Below are 14212 nucleotides of genomic sequence, written 5' to 3'. Positions count from 1 at the left end.
ATCGACGGCGCGCCCGGCGAGCGCTGCCTAAGCTTGCGCCGATGGGCGACCCCTCCGACCGAGCCGACGCACCCGGCGCCGCGTGGACCGCCGTGCAGGACGTCGTCGGGCCCCTCGACGGCGGCGTCTCGGCGCAGGCGCTCTACGCGCTGGGCGCGCGGTTCGGCGACCCCGTCGCGACGCCGTCCGGCGTGCGCGCACGGCTGCGGGTCGACGCCGGGACCACCGCGTCGTTCGGGGCGTACTTCAACGCGTTCCCCGCCGCGGTCTGGCGCCACTCCACCCCCGCCACCGCGGTCCGGCTCGATCTGCGGCTCACCGGCGAGGCGGAGATCGTCGTGCTCCGATCGGACGCGCGCGGCACCAGGACCGAGACGAGCACGCACCGCCCCGACGCGGCGGGTCGGCTCTCGGTCGTGCTGCCGCTCGGGGAGCCTGACGGCGGCTACCTGTGGTTCGACGTCCGCGCCGAGACCGGCGTCGAGGTGCTGGACGGCACCTGGTCGGTGGACGCCGCGCCGGCCCGCGGCGGCCGCGCCGTGCTCGGGATGCCGACCATGGACCGTGGGCCGTTCGTCGCCGCGAACCTCAGGCGCCTCGCGTCCGCGCCCGAGCTGCTGCGCCAGGTCCTGCGCATCGTCGTCGTGGACCAGGGTGCCGCCCCGGTCGAGGACGACCCCGCGGTCCTGGCCGCGGCCGAGCCGCTCGAGGGCGTGCTGCGGCTGCTGCGGCAGGCGAACCTCGGCGGTTCCGGCGGCTACTCCCGGATCCTGCAGGAGGCGACCGGGGAACGCGGTGCCGACGTCGTCGTGTTCCTCGACGACGACATCGAGGTGGAACCCGCTTCGCTGCTGCGCTCGCTCGCGTTCGGCCGCCTGACGACGGTGCCGACCGTCGTCGGCGGTCAGATGCTCGATCTCGCGGAGCCGGGCACCGTGCAGGCGGCCGCCGAGCGGGTCGTGCCCGGCGTGTTCTGGTGGGCGGGCGCCGACGAGCGCACCTCGACCCACGACCACGCCGCGGTGCCGCTCCCGGACGCGCCGTGGGTGCACGAGCGGCGCGACGCGGACTACAACGGCTGGTGGATGTGCCAGTTCCCGCTCGAGGTGGTGCGCCGGATCGGCTTCGTGCTGCCCCTCTTCCTCAAGTGGGACGACGCGGAGTACAGCCTCCGCGCCGCGCGGATCGGCAGTCCCACCGTGAGCCTGCCGGGCGCGGCCGTCTGGCACGTCGCGTTCCGCACGAAGGACGACTCCATCGAATGGCAGGCGTTCTTCCACGCGCGCAACCGGATCGTCGTGGCCATGCTCCACGGCGGCTCCCCGGTGCACGTCGCCGGGCACAGCCTGGCGCTCGACGTGAAGCAGCTGCTCGCCAAGCAGTACCCGGCGGCGCGCCTCCGGCACGCGGGGATCCGTGCGGCGCTCGCCGGGCCCGCCGCGCTCGAGCGCCGCGACGGACTCGCCAGGGCGAGGGCGATCGCCGCGGCCGAGCCCGCGCTGCCGCGCCTCCCCCGGTCCACGGCGGAGGGGGCGCCGGAGGTGCGCGCGCCGGCGACCGGCCCCTCCGGGGCGGCGCTCGCACCGTGGGCGGCGGCGATGACGGTGCGCCAGCTGCTGCTGGGGGCCGCCGGCCCCCTGGTGCGGACCGACCGGGCCCGCTGGTGGGTGCTCGCGCGCCACGGCAGGATCACGGCGCCGACGGCGGACGGGCAGGCCGTGCTCCGGTTCGTCACCGACCGACGCGCGCTGCTGACGGGGCTCGGCGAGGCGCTGCTGCTGCACCTCGCGCTCGTGGTGCGCTGGCGGTCGACCGCGGCCCGCTCCCGGGCGGCCGCCCGCGGGCTGGCGTCGCCCGAGGCGTGGCGCCGGCGCTTCGCCAGCTGAAGCGGGCGGCGGAGCGTTCCCGACGCCGCAGACGGCACGAGCCGCACGGCCTTCTTCGCCCGGCGCCGCACCCGGCTCGCGACGACCATGAGCAGGCCGCCGATGCCGACGTGGCGGACGATCAGGTACTCGCGGCCGTCGATCGGCCCGGTCGTCGTCTCCGGCTCCCGCCGGGTGGCGGTCGCGATGGCGCTGCGCACGCTGGCCACCGCGACGTCGACCGGCACGGCGCCCGGCGCGCCCCCCACCGCGGTACCCTGCGCGGGCGCCGCGAGCGCGTCGAGGTCCCCGACGACCCGCACCCCGCTGTCCCGGATGGTCCCGACGAACCCGGCCGACAGCTCGTTGGCGCAGTCGGCCGCCCAGGCCGGCAGGGTCAGCCGCTCCTCCTCAGGAGGCGGCACCCGGTCCCGCACCACGCTCCCGATCGCCGCGTCGCCGACGTAGTCGGCGTAGTCCTCCCAGCGGATGCCGTCGTCGCGCACCGCCCGGTTGAGCTGGAGGAGGAACTCGGACTCGGGCCTGGTGAGGCCGCGGTTGCCGGACCGCGCGTCCGCACCCGCGGTGAGCAGTCCCTCCGGCAGGCCGAGCAGCCCCTCGAACGCGGTGAAGAGGAACGCGGGCCGCGACCGGTCCAGGGCGACGACGGTCACCCGGTCCGCACCGACCACCGACGCCCAGCGCGACACGAGGAGCCCCTGGTTGCGGGCGGGGTGGTCGACCCCGCTCGCCCCCGGCCGCTCCAGGACGCGCCGGAGCCACGGCTCGAACGGCTGCACGCCGCCGAGCTTGAGCGACTCCTGCCACGTCGACGGGAGCATCGCGGCGAACGGCCGGAGGGTCAGCACCACGTGCAGGTCGTCGCCCAACTCGTCGGCGAACCGGCCGATGGTCGCCACGTCGGCCTTCGCCGCGTACTCGTGGCCGAACAGGATCCGGTTGCCCCGGTCGGCGCGGAGCTCGGCCGCGAGGTCGAGCCAGCGGGACATCGGCGGCACCGCGCCGCCGGTCCCCTCCCACCCCCATCGCTGGCCCATGAAGGCGGCCACGGCCATGCCGTGGTCGACGCCGGTGCCCGGATAGCGGACCCCGTTGGCGAGCAGCGCCGGACGCCTCGCGGCCGCGGCCTGCTGCAGCGCGGTGGTGCCGGTCTTCGGCGGCCCGACGTGGAAGAGCTTCGTGCGCTCGGGGAGCGGGCCGGGAGCAGTCATCTTCGAACCACACTACGCAGCGGTCGCGAGCACCGCATGGCGATGCGCTATGAGCCCGCCAAGGGGATCACACGAGGTGGCCGGCTTTCGCCATCTGCCGCAGCTCCCCCTTCAGCTCGGAGAGCTCGTCGCGCAGCCGGGCCGCGAGCTCGAACTTCAGCTCGTTCGCCGCCTGCAGCATCTGCTGGTTCAGGTCCGCGATCACGGCCTCGAGCTCGGCGGCGCCCTGCGCGGCGAGACCCGCGCGACCCCCGCCGCTCCCGGCGCGGAGGTTCGGGACCGGCGAGCGCTTGCCGCCGCCGTCCTTCGCCAGCATCCGGTCGGTGTCCGCGGCCTCCCGGGCGAGCTGGTCGGTGATGTCCGCGATGCGCTTGCGGAGCGGCTGCGGGTCGATGCCGTGCTCCGTGTTGTACGCGACCTGCTTCTCCCGGCGACGGTTGGTCTCGTCGATCGCGCGGGCCATGGAGTCCGTGATCGTGTCGGCGTACATGTGCACCTGGCCGGAGACGTTGCGCGCCGCGCGGCCGATGGTCTGGATCAGGGACGTCGAGGAGCGGAGGAAGCCCTCCTTGTCCGCGTCGAGGATGGCGACCAGCGACACCTCGGGCAGGTCGAGGCCCTCCCGCAGCAGGTTGATGCCGACCAGCACGTCGAACACGCCCTGCCGGAGCTCGGTGAGGAGCTCGACCCGCCGGAGCGTGTCGACGTCGGCGTGCAGGTACCGCACACGCACACCGGCCTCGCCGAGGAAGTCGGTGAGGTCCTCCGCGCTCTTCTTCGTCAGGGTCGTGACGAGGACGCGCTCGTCCTTCTCCGCCCGGATGCGGATCTCCTCGAGCAGATCGTCCACGCGGCCCTTCGACGGCTTGATGACGATCTCGGGGTCGATGAGCCCGGTGGGCCGGATGATCTGCTCGACCACGCCGTCGGCCATGCCGAGCTCGTACCGGCCGGGGGTGGCGGACAGGTACACCGTCTGGCCGACGCGCTCGGAGAACTCCTCCCAGGTGAGCGGCCGGTTGTCGAGCGCCGACGGGAGCCGGAACCCGTGCTCGACGAGCACGCGCTTCCTGGACGCGTCGCCCTCGTACATCGCCCCGATCTGCGGCACGGTCACGTGCGACTCGTCGATGACGGTCAAGAAGTCGTCGGGGAAGTAGTCGAGGAGGCAGTGCGGCGCCTCCCCCGGCGCCCGGCCGTCGATGTGCCGCGAGTAGTTCTCGATGCCGTTGCAGAACCCGATCTGCTCCATCATCTCGAGGTCGAATCCCGTGCGCATGCGCAGCCGCTGCTCCTCGAGCAGCTTGTTCTCCCGCTTCAGGACCCCGAGCCGGTCGTCGAGCTCCTCCCGGATCGTGCCCATCGCGCGCTGCATGGTGGCGGGGCTGGCGGCGTAGTGGGTCGCGGGGAAGATCGAGACGGCGTCGAGCTTCGCGAGCACCTCGCCCGTCAGGGGGTGGAGCGAGTAGAGGGCCTCGATCTCGTCGCCGAACATCTCGATCCGGACGGCGTGCTCCTCGTACACCGGGATGATCTCGATCGTGTCGCCGCGGACCCGGAACCGGCCGCGGGAGAAGTCGATGTCGTTGCGCTGGTACTGCATCGCGATGAAGCCGCGGATCAGGGCGTCGCGGCTGATCCGCTGCCCGACCTGCAGCGCGACCATCGCCTCCAGGTACTCCTCCGCGGCGCCGAGGCCGTAGATGCAGGAGACGGTCGAGACGACCACCACGTCCCGTCGGCTGAGCAGGGAGTTCGTCGTCGAGTGCCGCAGCCGCTCGACCTCGGCGTTGATCGACGAGTCCTTCTCGATGAAGGTGTCCGTCTGCGGCACGTACGCCTCGGGCTGGTAGTAGTCGTAGTACGAGACGAAGTACTCGACCGCGTTGTTCGGCAGCAGCTGCCGGAACTCGTTCGCGAGCTGGGCGGCGAGCGTCTTGTTGTGCGCGAGCACGAGCGTCGGCCGCTGCACCTGCTCGATCAGCCAGGCGGTGGTCGCCGACTTGCCGGTCCCGGTCGCGCCGAGCAGCACGATGTCGGGTTCGCCGGCCCTCACCCGGCGCGCGAGGTCGGCGATGGCCGCCGGCTGGTCGCCGCTCGGCGTGTAGTCGCTCACCACCTCGAACGGGCGGACGGCGCGCGTGGGTCGCATGCCGACACGCTACGACCGGCCGCCGACAGCGCCGCGCGCGTACGCTGATGGCGTGCGCGCGCGCGGAGGTCCGGGTGCGCGCGACGAGGCCGGCCCGGTCGCCGCGGTCGCGCTCAGCGCCTCCTCCGTGCAGGCCGGCGCCGCCGTCGGCGCGACGCTGTTCCCGCTCGTGGGGCCCTTCGGCGTCACCGCGATGCGGCAGGTCGTCGCCGCGGTCGCGCTGCTCGCGGTGGCGCGACCGCCGCTGCACCGCATCGGGTTCAGGCGGCTGCTGCCCGCGGTGCTGCTCGGCCTCGTGCTCGTCGGGATGAACTTCTCGCTCTACTCGGCGGTGCAGCGGATCGGGCTCGGACTCGGCGTCACCGTCGAGTTCCTCGGCCCGCTCGCCGTCGCGCTGATCGGCGCGGGCGCCGTCACCGCACGCGCCAGGGCGGCCCGGGCGGGCTGCGGGGCGCTCGCGCTCGCCGGCGTGGTGCTCATCACCGATCCGCTGGCCGGCGCGCGTCCGGAGGTGGCGGGCCTCGCGTTCGGCGCGGCCGCGGCCGTGCTGTGGGCCGCCTACATCCTGCTCAACCAGCGGGCGGGCACGCTGCCCGGGGTGACCGGCACCGCGGTCGCGAGCCTGACCGGCACGGTCCTCACCCTGCCGGGGCTCGTGGTCCTGCTGCTCGCGGTGCCGGCACGGCAGCTGCCGCACCTGCTCCTGCTCGGGGCGGTCACGGGTCTGCTCTCGAGCGCGCTGCCGTACTCGATCGACCTGCTCGTGCTGCGGCGCATGCCTCGGGCGCTGTTCGGGATGCTGCAGAGCCTGCACCCGGTGGCCGCGGCGCTGTTCGGTCTGCTGGTGCTGCAGCAGCTGCTCGGGGTCGTGCAGCTGTGCGGGATCGCGGCGGTCTGCGCGGCGAACGTCCTCGCGGTGCTCGCGACCCGGCGCATCCGCTGAGCGCGGTCGGCGTCAGGGCCGGAGCCGGGCCCAGAGCGCATCGACCTGCTCGAGCGTCCGCTCGAGCGTCCCGCCCGTGTCCACGACGTCGGTCGCGAGCCGCCGCCGCTCGTCGTCGTCGAGCTGCGCCGCGACCCTGGCCCTGGCGTCCTCCTCGGTCATCCCCCGCAGCCGGACGAGGCGGTCGACGCGGGTCTCGACGGGCGCGTCGGCGACGACCACGCGGTCGAACTCGCCGACCCCCCTCGCGTCGATCAGCGGCACGTCGTACACGACGACGGCCAGCGGGTCGCTGCCGAGCGCCGCCCGGAACGCCGCCTGGGACCGGTGCAGCACGGCGGGGTGCACGATGCCGTTCAGCACGTGCAGCCGCTCGGGGTCCCCGAACACGATGCGGCCGAGCGCCTGCCGGTCGAGCGAGCCGTCCTCCCGGATCACCTCGTCGCCGAACGCGTCCCGGATGGCGGCCAGCGCCGGTTCGCCCGGCTCGACGACCTCCCGGGCGAGTCGGTCCGCGTCCACGACGACGGCGCCGAGCTCCCGGAGGCGGTCCGCGATGGTCGACTTGCCGGAGGCGATGCCGCCGGTGAGGGCGATCAGGGGCACGCCGGAAGCCTAGGACCCGTGGCGCGCCTCCCCGACGACCGCGAGCGGGCCGCCGATGGCGACCGTGCGGTCCGCCGTCGCCGCTGCGGTCACGTCGTGGGTCACGAGCACCTGGAGCCGGTCGACCAGCGCCGCGTCGAGGTCGGCGAGCAGGGCGTCGGCCGCCTCCCGGTCGAGGTGGGCCGTCGGTTCGTCGAGGAGCAGCACGTCGGCGCGGGTCAGCAGCGCCCGCGCCACGGCGAGCCGCTGCCGCTGACCGCCGGACAGGAACGAGCCAGCCGGGCCGACCGGGGTGTCGAGCCCCGCCGGCGACGATGCGAGGAACGGGCCGAGGCCCACCCGGGCCAGCACCTCGCGCAGCTCGTCGTCGTCCGGCCGGTCGTGCTCGCCCCTGGCGAGCAGCAGGTTCCCGCGCAGCGTCGAGTCGAACACGTGCGCCTCCTGCGGCGCCCAGGCGATCCGCCGTCGCACCCCGGCGATCGACAGCGCCGGATACGGGACGCCGTCGAACTCGATCGCGCCTGCGTCGGCCGGGAGGGCGCGCAGCAGCGCCGCGAGCAGCGTCGACTTGCCCGACCCGGACGGCCCCGTGACGGCCAGGCGCTCGCCGCGCCGGAGCCCGGCGGTGAGCCCGGCGAACACCGGGACCGGCGCGTCGGGGTACCGCACGGCGAGGTCGCGGACCGCGAGCGCCGACACCGGTCCGGGCTCGGCTCCCCCGGACGGCTCGGGCTCGGCCCCGGCGAGCAGCGGCTCGAGCGCGGCGAGCAGCGGCGCGAGCCGTGCGGCCCTGGACGCGGCGACGACCTCCTCGTCGAGCACGGGGACCAGCCCGAGCGGCAGCAGCGCGAGTGCGCCGACCGCCGGGCCGGTGAGGCCGCCGCCGGCGACCCCGGCGGTCGCCAGCGCGATCACGCTCAGCGCCGCGAGGCCGCCGAGGAGCACGCCGGTCCCCCTGAGCAGCCCGAGCCGTCGCCGGTGGATCGCCTCCTCCCGGTCGGCGGCCGCGGCGAGACCGGCCGCGTGATCGACCGCCGCCGCCTCGACCCCGTTGGCGACGAGGTCGTCCGCAGCGGCCAGCACGGCCGCGGTCGACCGCACGCCGGCCGACCGCAGCGCCACCGCCCGCCGCTGCGCCGAGCGCGCCGTCACCGCGGCGATCCCGGGCAGGACGCCGCCGACCACGGCGAGCGCCGCGACCGGCAGGCCGGCGAGCGGATCGAGGACGAGCGCCGCGACGCCAGCGGCGAGGAGCACCGTGCCGCCGGCCGCGATCGGCACCAGGGTGCGCGGGAGGAGGTCGCGCACCCGGTCCGTGTCGGAGACGAGCGCCTCGATCGTGGCGCCGGGCGTGAGCAGCGCGCGGGACGCGGGGCCGAGTCGGGCGAGCCCGCGCCACAGCCGCATGCGCAGCGCGCCGGCGGCCGCGAACGCCGCGACGTGCACGGCGAGCCGGTCCGCGTAGCGGAGGGCGGCCCGGCCGATCCCGAAGAAGCGCACCCCGACCATCGCGACCGTGATGAGCGCGATCGAGGGCTCCTCCGCAGCGCGCACGATGAGCCAGCCGGAGAGCACCAGCAGCGCGACCGAGATCGCGGACGCGAGCGCCGACAGCAGCGTCGCGCCGACCAGCCTGGGCGCCGCCGGAGCGACGATCGACGCGAGCAGACGCACCGTCGACGGGGTCGCCGCCGGGGCGCCCGCCCCGCCGATCGCGTGCCGCGCCTTCTCCCGGGCCGCCTCCGGCGCCTCGCCTGCTGCGGGAGCGCCCCCGTCCAGCGCGACGACGCGGTCGGCGACGGCGGCGATCGCCGGGTCGTGGCTCGCGACGAGGACCGCGGCGTGCTCCCGGAGGCGCTCGAGGAGCCGCAGCACCGTCGCAGCGGCCGCCCCGTCCAGGTGCGCGGTCGGCTCGTCGAGCAGCACGATCCGGGCGCCGGCCTCGACCCGCGCGAGCGCCCGGGCGAGGGCGAGCCGGCGCCCCTCCCCCGGGCTCAGGGTCGCCGGCTCCGCCGCGGGATCCGCGCCGGCCAGGCCCGCCGCCGCGAGCAGCCGGGGGACGTCCTCCCGCTGGGCCCCGAACGCGACGAGCTCGTCCTCGACGGTCCCGGCGACGAAGGCGGGCCGCTGCGGCAGCACCGCGAGCGGTCCGCCGCACGCGACGGCGCCGCCGACGGCGCCCGGCTCGAGCGCGGCGCCGCGCCCCGCGAGCACGTCGAGCACGGTGGACTTGCCGCTGCCGCTGCTGCCCGCGAGCAGCACGAGTTCACCCGGCCGGACCTCGAGGTCGAGGTCGCGAACGGGCGCGCGGCCGTCCGGACGGCGGACCGTGAGCCCGCGGACGGCGATCGTGCCGCCGTCGGACGGCGCTGCGAGCGGCGGCGCCTCGTCGATCGCCGCGCGCGCACGCCGTTCCGCCTCCCGGCCGTCCTGCGCCTGGTGGAACGCGGCGCCCACCTCCCGGATCGGCGTGAAGCACTCGGGCGCGAGCAGCAGCACCAGCAGCCCCGCGGAGAGCGGCAGCTCGCCGACGAGCAGCCGCAGACCGATGACGACGGCGACGAGCGCGACGGAGACGGTACCGATCAGCTCGAGCGCGAGCGCGGAGAGGAACGCCGTCCTCAGCACGCGCACGCTCCGGTCCGCGTACGCGTCGGAGACCGACCGGAGCCGCGCAGCCTGGGCCTCGAGGCGCCCGAGTCCCACGAGCACCGGCAGGCCGCGGGCCAGCTCGACCAGGTGGTCCGACAGCCGCGCGAGCGCGTCGGCGCTCCGCGCCACGCGGTCCCTGGTGTGCTGCCCGATCAGCACCATGAACAGCGGCACGAGCCACACCGTGAGCACGATGATCGCGGCGGACAGCGGGTCCGCGCCCAGGATCCTGAGCCCGACGAGCACCGGCACGACCGCGGCTTCGACGAGCGCGGGCAGGTACGTCCCGACGTGGTCGTCGAGCGCGTCGAGCCCGTCGGTCGCGAGCACGGCCGAGGAGCCGGTCCGCGCCCGAGCGGTCCGGACCAGGGCGCCGAGCAGCCCGCGGCGCAGTCCGTCCTTGAGCTCCGCGGCGGCGGACGAGGAGACGCGGGCCGTCCAGGCGACGGCCGCCCCGCGCAGCAGCGCCCCGAGCACCCCGAGCAGCACGGCCGCGGGCGCCTGCCTCCCCTGCACCGCCGCGGCGATCCCGTCGGCGACGCCCTCCGCGAGCAGCACCAGCCCGGCGGCCCTGACCAGGCTCGCGGCCCCGAGCGCGAGCATCCGCCCGCGAGGGAGCACCCGCAGATCCGCAGCGGGCGACCGTCGGGACGACACGGGCGTCAGTGTGCCGCAGGGATGGCGCCGGGCGCGATGCGGCGCCGGAACACCCAGTAGCTCCAGGCCTGGTAGGCGAGCACGAGCGGGACGCCGAACGCCGCGACGACGGACATGACACCGAGCGTGTACGGCGACGAGGAGGCGTTCCAGACCGTGAGGGACCACGCGGCACGGAGGGTCGACGGCAGCACGACGGGGAACGCGGCGCCGAACAGCGCCCCGACCCCGAGCAGCAGGAACGCGCCGTAGCCGAGGAACGCCCTGCCCTCGTGCCTCCGGCCAGCGGCGACGCCTCCTGCCACCGCCGTGACGAGCGCGACGCCGAGGAGCAACCAGGTGACCGGGGTCCCGCGACGCAGCTGCAGCTCGAGGACCCACGCCGCGATCGGGACCAGCGCCACCGGCGCCCATCGCGCCGAGAAGCGGGCGGCCCTGGCCCGGACGGGTCCGTCCGTCTTCAGGGCGAGGTACGTCGAGGCGTGCGCCAGGCAGAAGCCGACGACGGCGAGGCCGCCGAGCAGGGCCTGCCAGGTCACCCACACGAACGGGCCGCCGACGCGGTCGCCGTTGGCGTCGAGCGGCAGGCCCGTGGTGGTGAGCGCGAGCGCCGCGCCGACGCAGAACGCGGCGGCGAACGAGCCGACGCCCATGGCGGTGTCCCAGAACCGGCGCCATCCGGCGCGCGCCACCTTGCCCGCGAACTCGATCGCCACGGCGCGCACGATCAGCGCGAGCAGCAGCGCGAGGAAGGGCAGGTAGAGGGTGGAGAGGAGCGACGCGTACCAGTACGGGAACGCGGCGAACGTCGCGCCTCCGGCCGTGAGCAGCCACACCTCGTTGCCGTCCCACACCGGCCCGATCGTGTTGAGCATGACCCGCCGGTCCTCCTCCGACCTGGCGCTGACGAGCATGTGCATGCCGACGCCGAGGTCGAACCCCTCGAGGAACAGGTAGCCGGCCCAGAGCACGCCGATGAGCACGAACCAGACGACGGGGAGGACGGTGTCCATGCTGCGGATCCCTCCGGACTCAGTAGGCGAAGGCGAGGACGTCGTCCTCGCGGTCGGCGGGCGCGGGCGGCTCGAGCTCGGGGACCACCGCCGCGACGCCCCCGCGGACGGTGCGGGCGATCAGGAAGACCTCGACGACGAGGAGCGCGCCGTACAGCGCCGCGAACGAGACGAGCGAGGTGATCAGCTCGCCCGCGGTGACCCCGGGCGAGACCGCGGCCGCCGTGAACAGGTGCAGCCCGTCCACCCCGGTCGGGTTCGGGGCCACGACGAACGGCTGCCGTCCCATCTCCGTGAAGATCCAGCCGGCGGCGTTGGCGCCGAACGGGGCGAGGATGCCGAACAGCGCGAGCCGCATGAGCGGCTTCGACGCCGGGACGGTGCCCTTCCTGGTCAGCCAGAGCGCGACGAGCGCCGCGAACGCGGCGATCGCGCCGAACCCGATCATGATGCGGAACCCCCAGTAGGTCACCGTCATGTCCGGCTGGTAGTCGATCGCCTGCCCCGAGCGGCTGCCGTAGATCGAACCGGTCGGCAGGGTCCGGCCGTACTCCCGCTGGTACTGCGGAATGAGCTCGTTCACGCCCCGCACCGGTGTCGTGAAGTCGCCGTTCGCGAGGAAGGACAGGACGGCCGGGATCTCGATGAGGTTCGTGACGTTCGCGCAGGAGGCGGAGGACACGTCCCCGACGGCGAGCACGGAGAACGACGTGCCGGTCTCGCACGCGGCCTCGGCCGACGCCATCTTCAGCGGCTGCTGCTGGAACAGCAGCTTGCCCTGCGCGTCACCGGTGATCGCGACCGCGCCGAAGCCGAGCACCGCGACGACGGCGCCGACCCTTAGCGTGTTGATCCACACCCGGTGGTCGAGCCGGTCGCGACCGGGCTGGGCGGGGTCCTCCCCCGGCACGACGCGGCCGTCCGCGCCCACCGTGTCGATGCCCTCCTGCCGCCGCCGCCACAGCTGGTACCAGCCGATGCCGAGCAGGAACCCGCCCGCGACCCCGGCGCTGCCGGCGATCGTGTGCGAGAACGCGACGAGTGCGGTGTTGTTCGTGAGCACGGCCCACACGTCGGTCATGACCGGATGCCCGTGCACGAGCGCGACGCCGACCGGGTGCTGCATCCACGAGTTCGCCACGATGATGAAGTAGGCCGACAACACGCTGGCGCCGGCCGCGAGCGTGAGCGCGAGCAGGTGCAGCCGCCTGGGCAGCCGCTGCCAGCCGAAGATCCAGAGCCCCAGGAACGTCGACTCGACGAAGAACGCGAGCAGCGCCTCCATCGCGAGCGGGGCCCCGAAGACGTCGCCGACGAAGCGGCTGTACTCGCTCCAGGCGAGACCGAACTGGAACTCCTGGACGATGCCGGTGGCCACGCCCATGATGAAGTTGATCAGGTAGACCTTGCCCCAGAAGCGCGTCATCCTGTACCAGCGGTCGTCGCCGGTGCGCAGCCAGCGCCACTGCATGAAGACGAGCGCCGGCCCCATGCCGATCGTGAGCGGTACGAGCAGGAAGTGGTAGACGGTCGTGATCCCGAACTGCCAGCGAGCGATCGCGACGACGTCCATGCAGGCCCTCCCCCGTGGGATGATTTCTACGTCTCGTAGAGACAACAGTTTTCTACCACGTGTAGAAGAGTTCGGGAGGTCACGACATGGAGTCGCTCGGTGAGCTGGAGCGCACCGCGCTCGAGCAGCTCTGGGATGCCGGTACACCGCTCACCCCGGGTGAGCTGCGCGACCGGCTCGCGACCGGCGATCGGCGCGGGCTGGCGCTGACGACGGTGATGACGGTGCTCAGCCGTCTCGAGAAGAAGAACTTCGTCGCGCGTGACCGCTCGGTGCGCCCGGCGACGTACGCGCCCGTCTCCGCCAGGGAGGAGTACATCGCCGAGCTGATGCACGACGCGCTCGGCGCGGCGGGCGACCGGACCGAGGCGCTCGCCCGCTTCGTCGGCCGCGCGACCGCGGACGAGACCGCCGCGCTGAAGCGTCTGCTCGGGCTCGGCTGACCGCGCCCACGATGATCCTCGCGGCGGCGCTGCTCGCGGTGATGGCGATCCTGCTCGCCTGGCCCGTGCCGCTCGCGCTCGCCAGGAGCACGTGGCCGGACCGCGCGCCCGGCACGGCGCTCCTCCTGTGGCAGGCGATCGCGCTCGCCGGTGTGCTGTCCCTGCTCGGGGCGCTCCTGGTGAGCGGCCTCGCCCCCTACGGCGACCACCCGGTCGCGGCCATCCAGGTGCTCGCGAGCGATCTCACCCGCGCCGAGGTGCCGCCCGGCACGACCTGGGCGTCCGCGCTCGCGCTCGCCGCAGCCGTCCTGCTCGCCGGCCATCTCGTCGCGAACCTCGTCTTCACCGTGGTGCGGACCGAGCGGCAGCGCGCCAGGCACCGCAGCCTCCTCCTGATGCTCAGCGCGCCGATGCCCGAGGCGCCCAGGACGCGGCTGCTCGACGCCGCCGCGCCGATCGCGTACTGCCTGCCCGGCACCGTGCACAGCCTGACCGTGCTGTCCGCCGGGCTGCTCGACCTCCTGACGCCGCAGGAGGTGCAGGGCGTCGTGGAGCACGAGCGCGCCCACCTCCGCCAGCACCACGCGCTCGTGCTCGTGGCGTTCCGCGCCTGGCGGATCGCGCTCCCGTGGTTCCCCGTCGCGAGCCGGGCGCAGGACGCGGTCGGGCTGCTCACGGAGATGCTCGCCGACGACGAGGCCCGCCGGTCCGTGCCGGACCCGGTGCTCGCCGAGGCGATCGCGGCCGTCGCGACCGGAGGCGGTGAGCGGGGCGCGGACGTGGAGGACGCCGCGGCCGCGGACCCGGCGTCCGTCGAGCGCCGGGTGCGCCGGCTCGTCGCGCCGGCCCCGGCGGCGCCGGCCGTCCGGGTGCTCGTGCCGATCGCCTCGATCGCGCTGGTCGTCGTCCCCCCGGTGCTCCTCGCGCTCCCCGCCCTCGCGGGCTGAGCGCTCCCCGTCGAGCCCTCGCGAGAGCGCTCATCCGGGCGGGCGGGAGACCGGCACCGCCGTCAGCCAAGCGCGCGTCCAGCGCGCCGGTACGGCAGCCGCGCCGCAGCAGCGGCGGCGCGGCGAACA

At 75.0% G+C, this 14212-nt stretch carries 11 protein-coding genes; 6 read left to right on the top strand and 5 right to left on the bottom strand.

Going from position 1 to position 14212, the window contains the following annotated elements:
* Positions 1-41 precede the first annotated feature (41 nt).
* The 3 genes from ACTHLI_RS05585 to ACTHLI_RS05575 all read left to right on the top strand — a co-directional run bounded on the left by ACTHLI_RS05585 (position 42) and on the right by ACTHLI_RS05575 (position 2969).
* Positions 42-1886 (top strand): glycosyltransferase, encoded by a 1845-nt coding sequence (locus ACTHLI_RS05585; protein ID WP_440182085.1) that lies wholly within the window; start codon positions 42-44, stop codon positions 1884-1886.
* 102 nt (positions 1887-1988) lie between these two features.
* Positions 1989-2333: a hypothetical protein gene (locus ACTHLI_RS05580; RefSeq protein WP_440182083.1), complete on the top strand. Its 345-nt coding sequence runs from the start codon at positions 1989-1991 to the stop codon at positions 2331-2333.
* A gap of 117 nt (positions 2334-2450) precedes the next feature.
* Complete coding sequence (locus ACTHLI_RS05575; protein ID WP_440182082.1) at positions 2451-2969, top strand: hypothetical protein; 519 nt, start codon at positions 2451-2453, stop codon at positions 2967-2969.
* 195 nt (positions 2970-3164) lie between these two features.
* Here ACTHLI_RS05575 and uvrB read toward each other — a convergent pair whose 3' ends face one another.
* Positions 3165-5249, bottom strand: a complete 2085-nt coding sequence (gene uvrB, locus ACTHLI_RS05570; protein WP_440182081.1) for an excinuclease ABC subunit UvrB — start codon at positions 5247-5249, stop codon at positions 3165-3167.
* Positions 5250-5301: 52 nt separating this feature from the next.
* Here uvrB and ACTHLI_RS05565 point away from each other — a divergent pair, with 52 nt between their 5' ends.
* Positions 5302-6192, top strand: a complete 891-nt coding sequence (locus ACTHLI_RS05565; RefSeq protein WP_440182080.1) for an EamA family transporter — start codon at positions 5302-5304, stop codon at positions 6190-6192.
* Between the two features lie 12 nt (positions 6193-6204).
* Here the strand turns inward: ACTHLI_RS05565 and coaE are convergent, their stop codons facing one another.
* From coaE to ACTHLI_RS05545, 4 genes are read right to left on the bottom strand one after another with little or no spacing between them, the layout of a single operon-like run.
* Positions 6205-6798, bottom strand: coding sequence for a dephospho-CoA kinase (coaE, locus tag ACTHLI_RS05560; RefSeq protein ID WP_440182079.1), 594 nt, complete (start codon positions 6796-6798; stop codon positions 6205-6207).
* A gap of 9 nt (positions 6799-6807) precedes the next feature.
* The gene (gene cydC, locus ACTHLI_RS05555; protein WP_440182077.1) at positions 6808-10107 is read right to left on the bottom strand and encodes a thiol reductant ABC exporter subunit CydC; all 3300 of its coding nucleotides are present in this window, start codon (positions 10105-10107) and stop codon (positions 6808-6810) included.
* Between the two features lie 5 nt (positions 10108-10112).
* Positions 10113-11120 carry a cytochrome d ubiquinol oxidase subunit II gene (cydB, locus tag ACTHLI_RS05550; RefSeq protein WP_440182076.1) on the bottom strand — a complete coding sequence of 336 codons (1008 nt, stop codon included), beginning with the start codon at positions 11118-11120 and terminating at the stop codon, positions 10113-10115.
* Positions 11121-11139: 19 nt separating this feature from the next.
* Positions 11140-12693 carry a cytochrome ubiquinol oxidase subunit I gene (locus ACTHLI_RS05545; RefSeq protein WP_440182074.1) on the bottom strand — a complete coding sequence of 518 codons (1554 nt, stop codon included), beginning with the start codon at positions 12691-12693 and terminating at the stop codon, positions 11140-11142.
* Between the two features lie 86 nt (positions 12694-12779).
* On the opposite strand from ACTHLI_RS05545, the gene ACTHLI_RS05540 reads away from it, so the two are divergent.
* Together ACTHLI_RS05540 and ACTHLI_RS05535 are read left to right on the top strand one after the other, a co-directional pair.
* Positions 12780-13136: a BlaI/MecI/CopY family transcriptional regulator gene (locus ACTHLI_RS05540; protein ID WP_440182073.1), complete on the top strand. Its 357-nt coding sequence runs from the start codon at positions 12780-12782 to the stop codon at positions 13134-13136.
* Positions 13137-13147: 11 nt separating this feature from the next.
* A complete protein-coding gene (locus ACTHLI_RS05535; RefSeq protein ID WP_440182071.1) occupies positions 13148-14083 on the top strand; it encodes a M56 family metallopeptidase in 936 nt (311 codons plus the stop codon).
* Positions 14084-14212: the final 129 nt, after the last annotated feature.

Source organism: Amnibacterium sp. (genome assembly GCF_051956055.1).
In the GTDB taxonomy this organism is placed as follows: Bacteria; Actinomycetota; Actinomycetes; order Actinomycetales; family Microbacteriaceae; genus Amnibacterium.
This window is presented reverse-complemented; position numbering and strand designations above follow the sequence as displayed.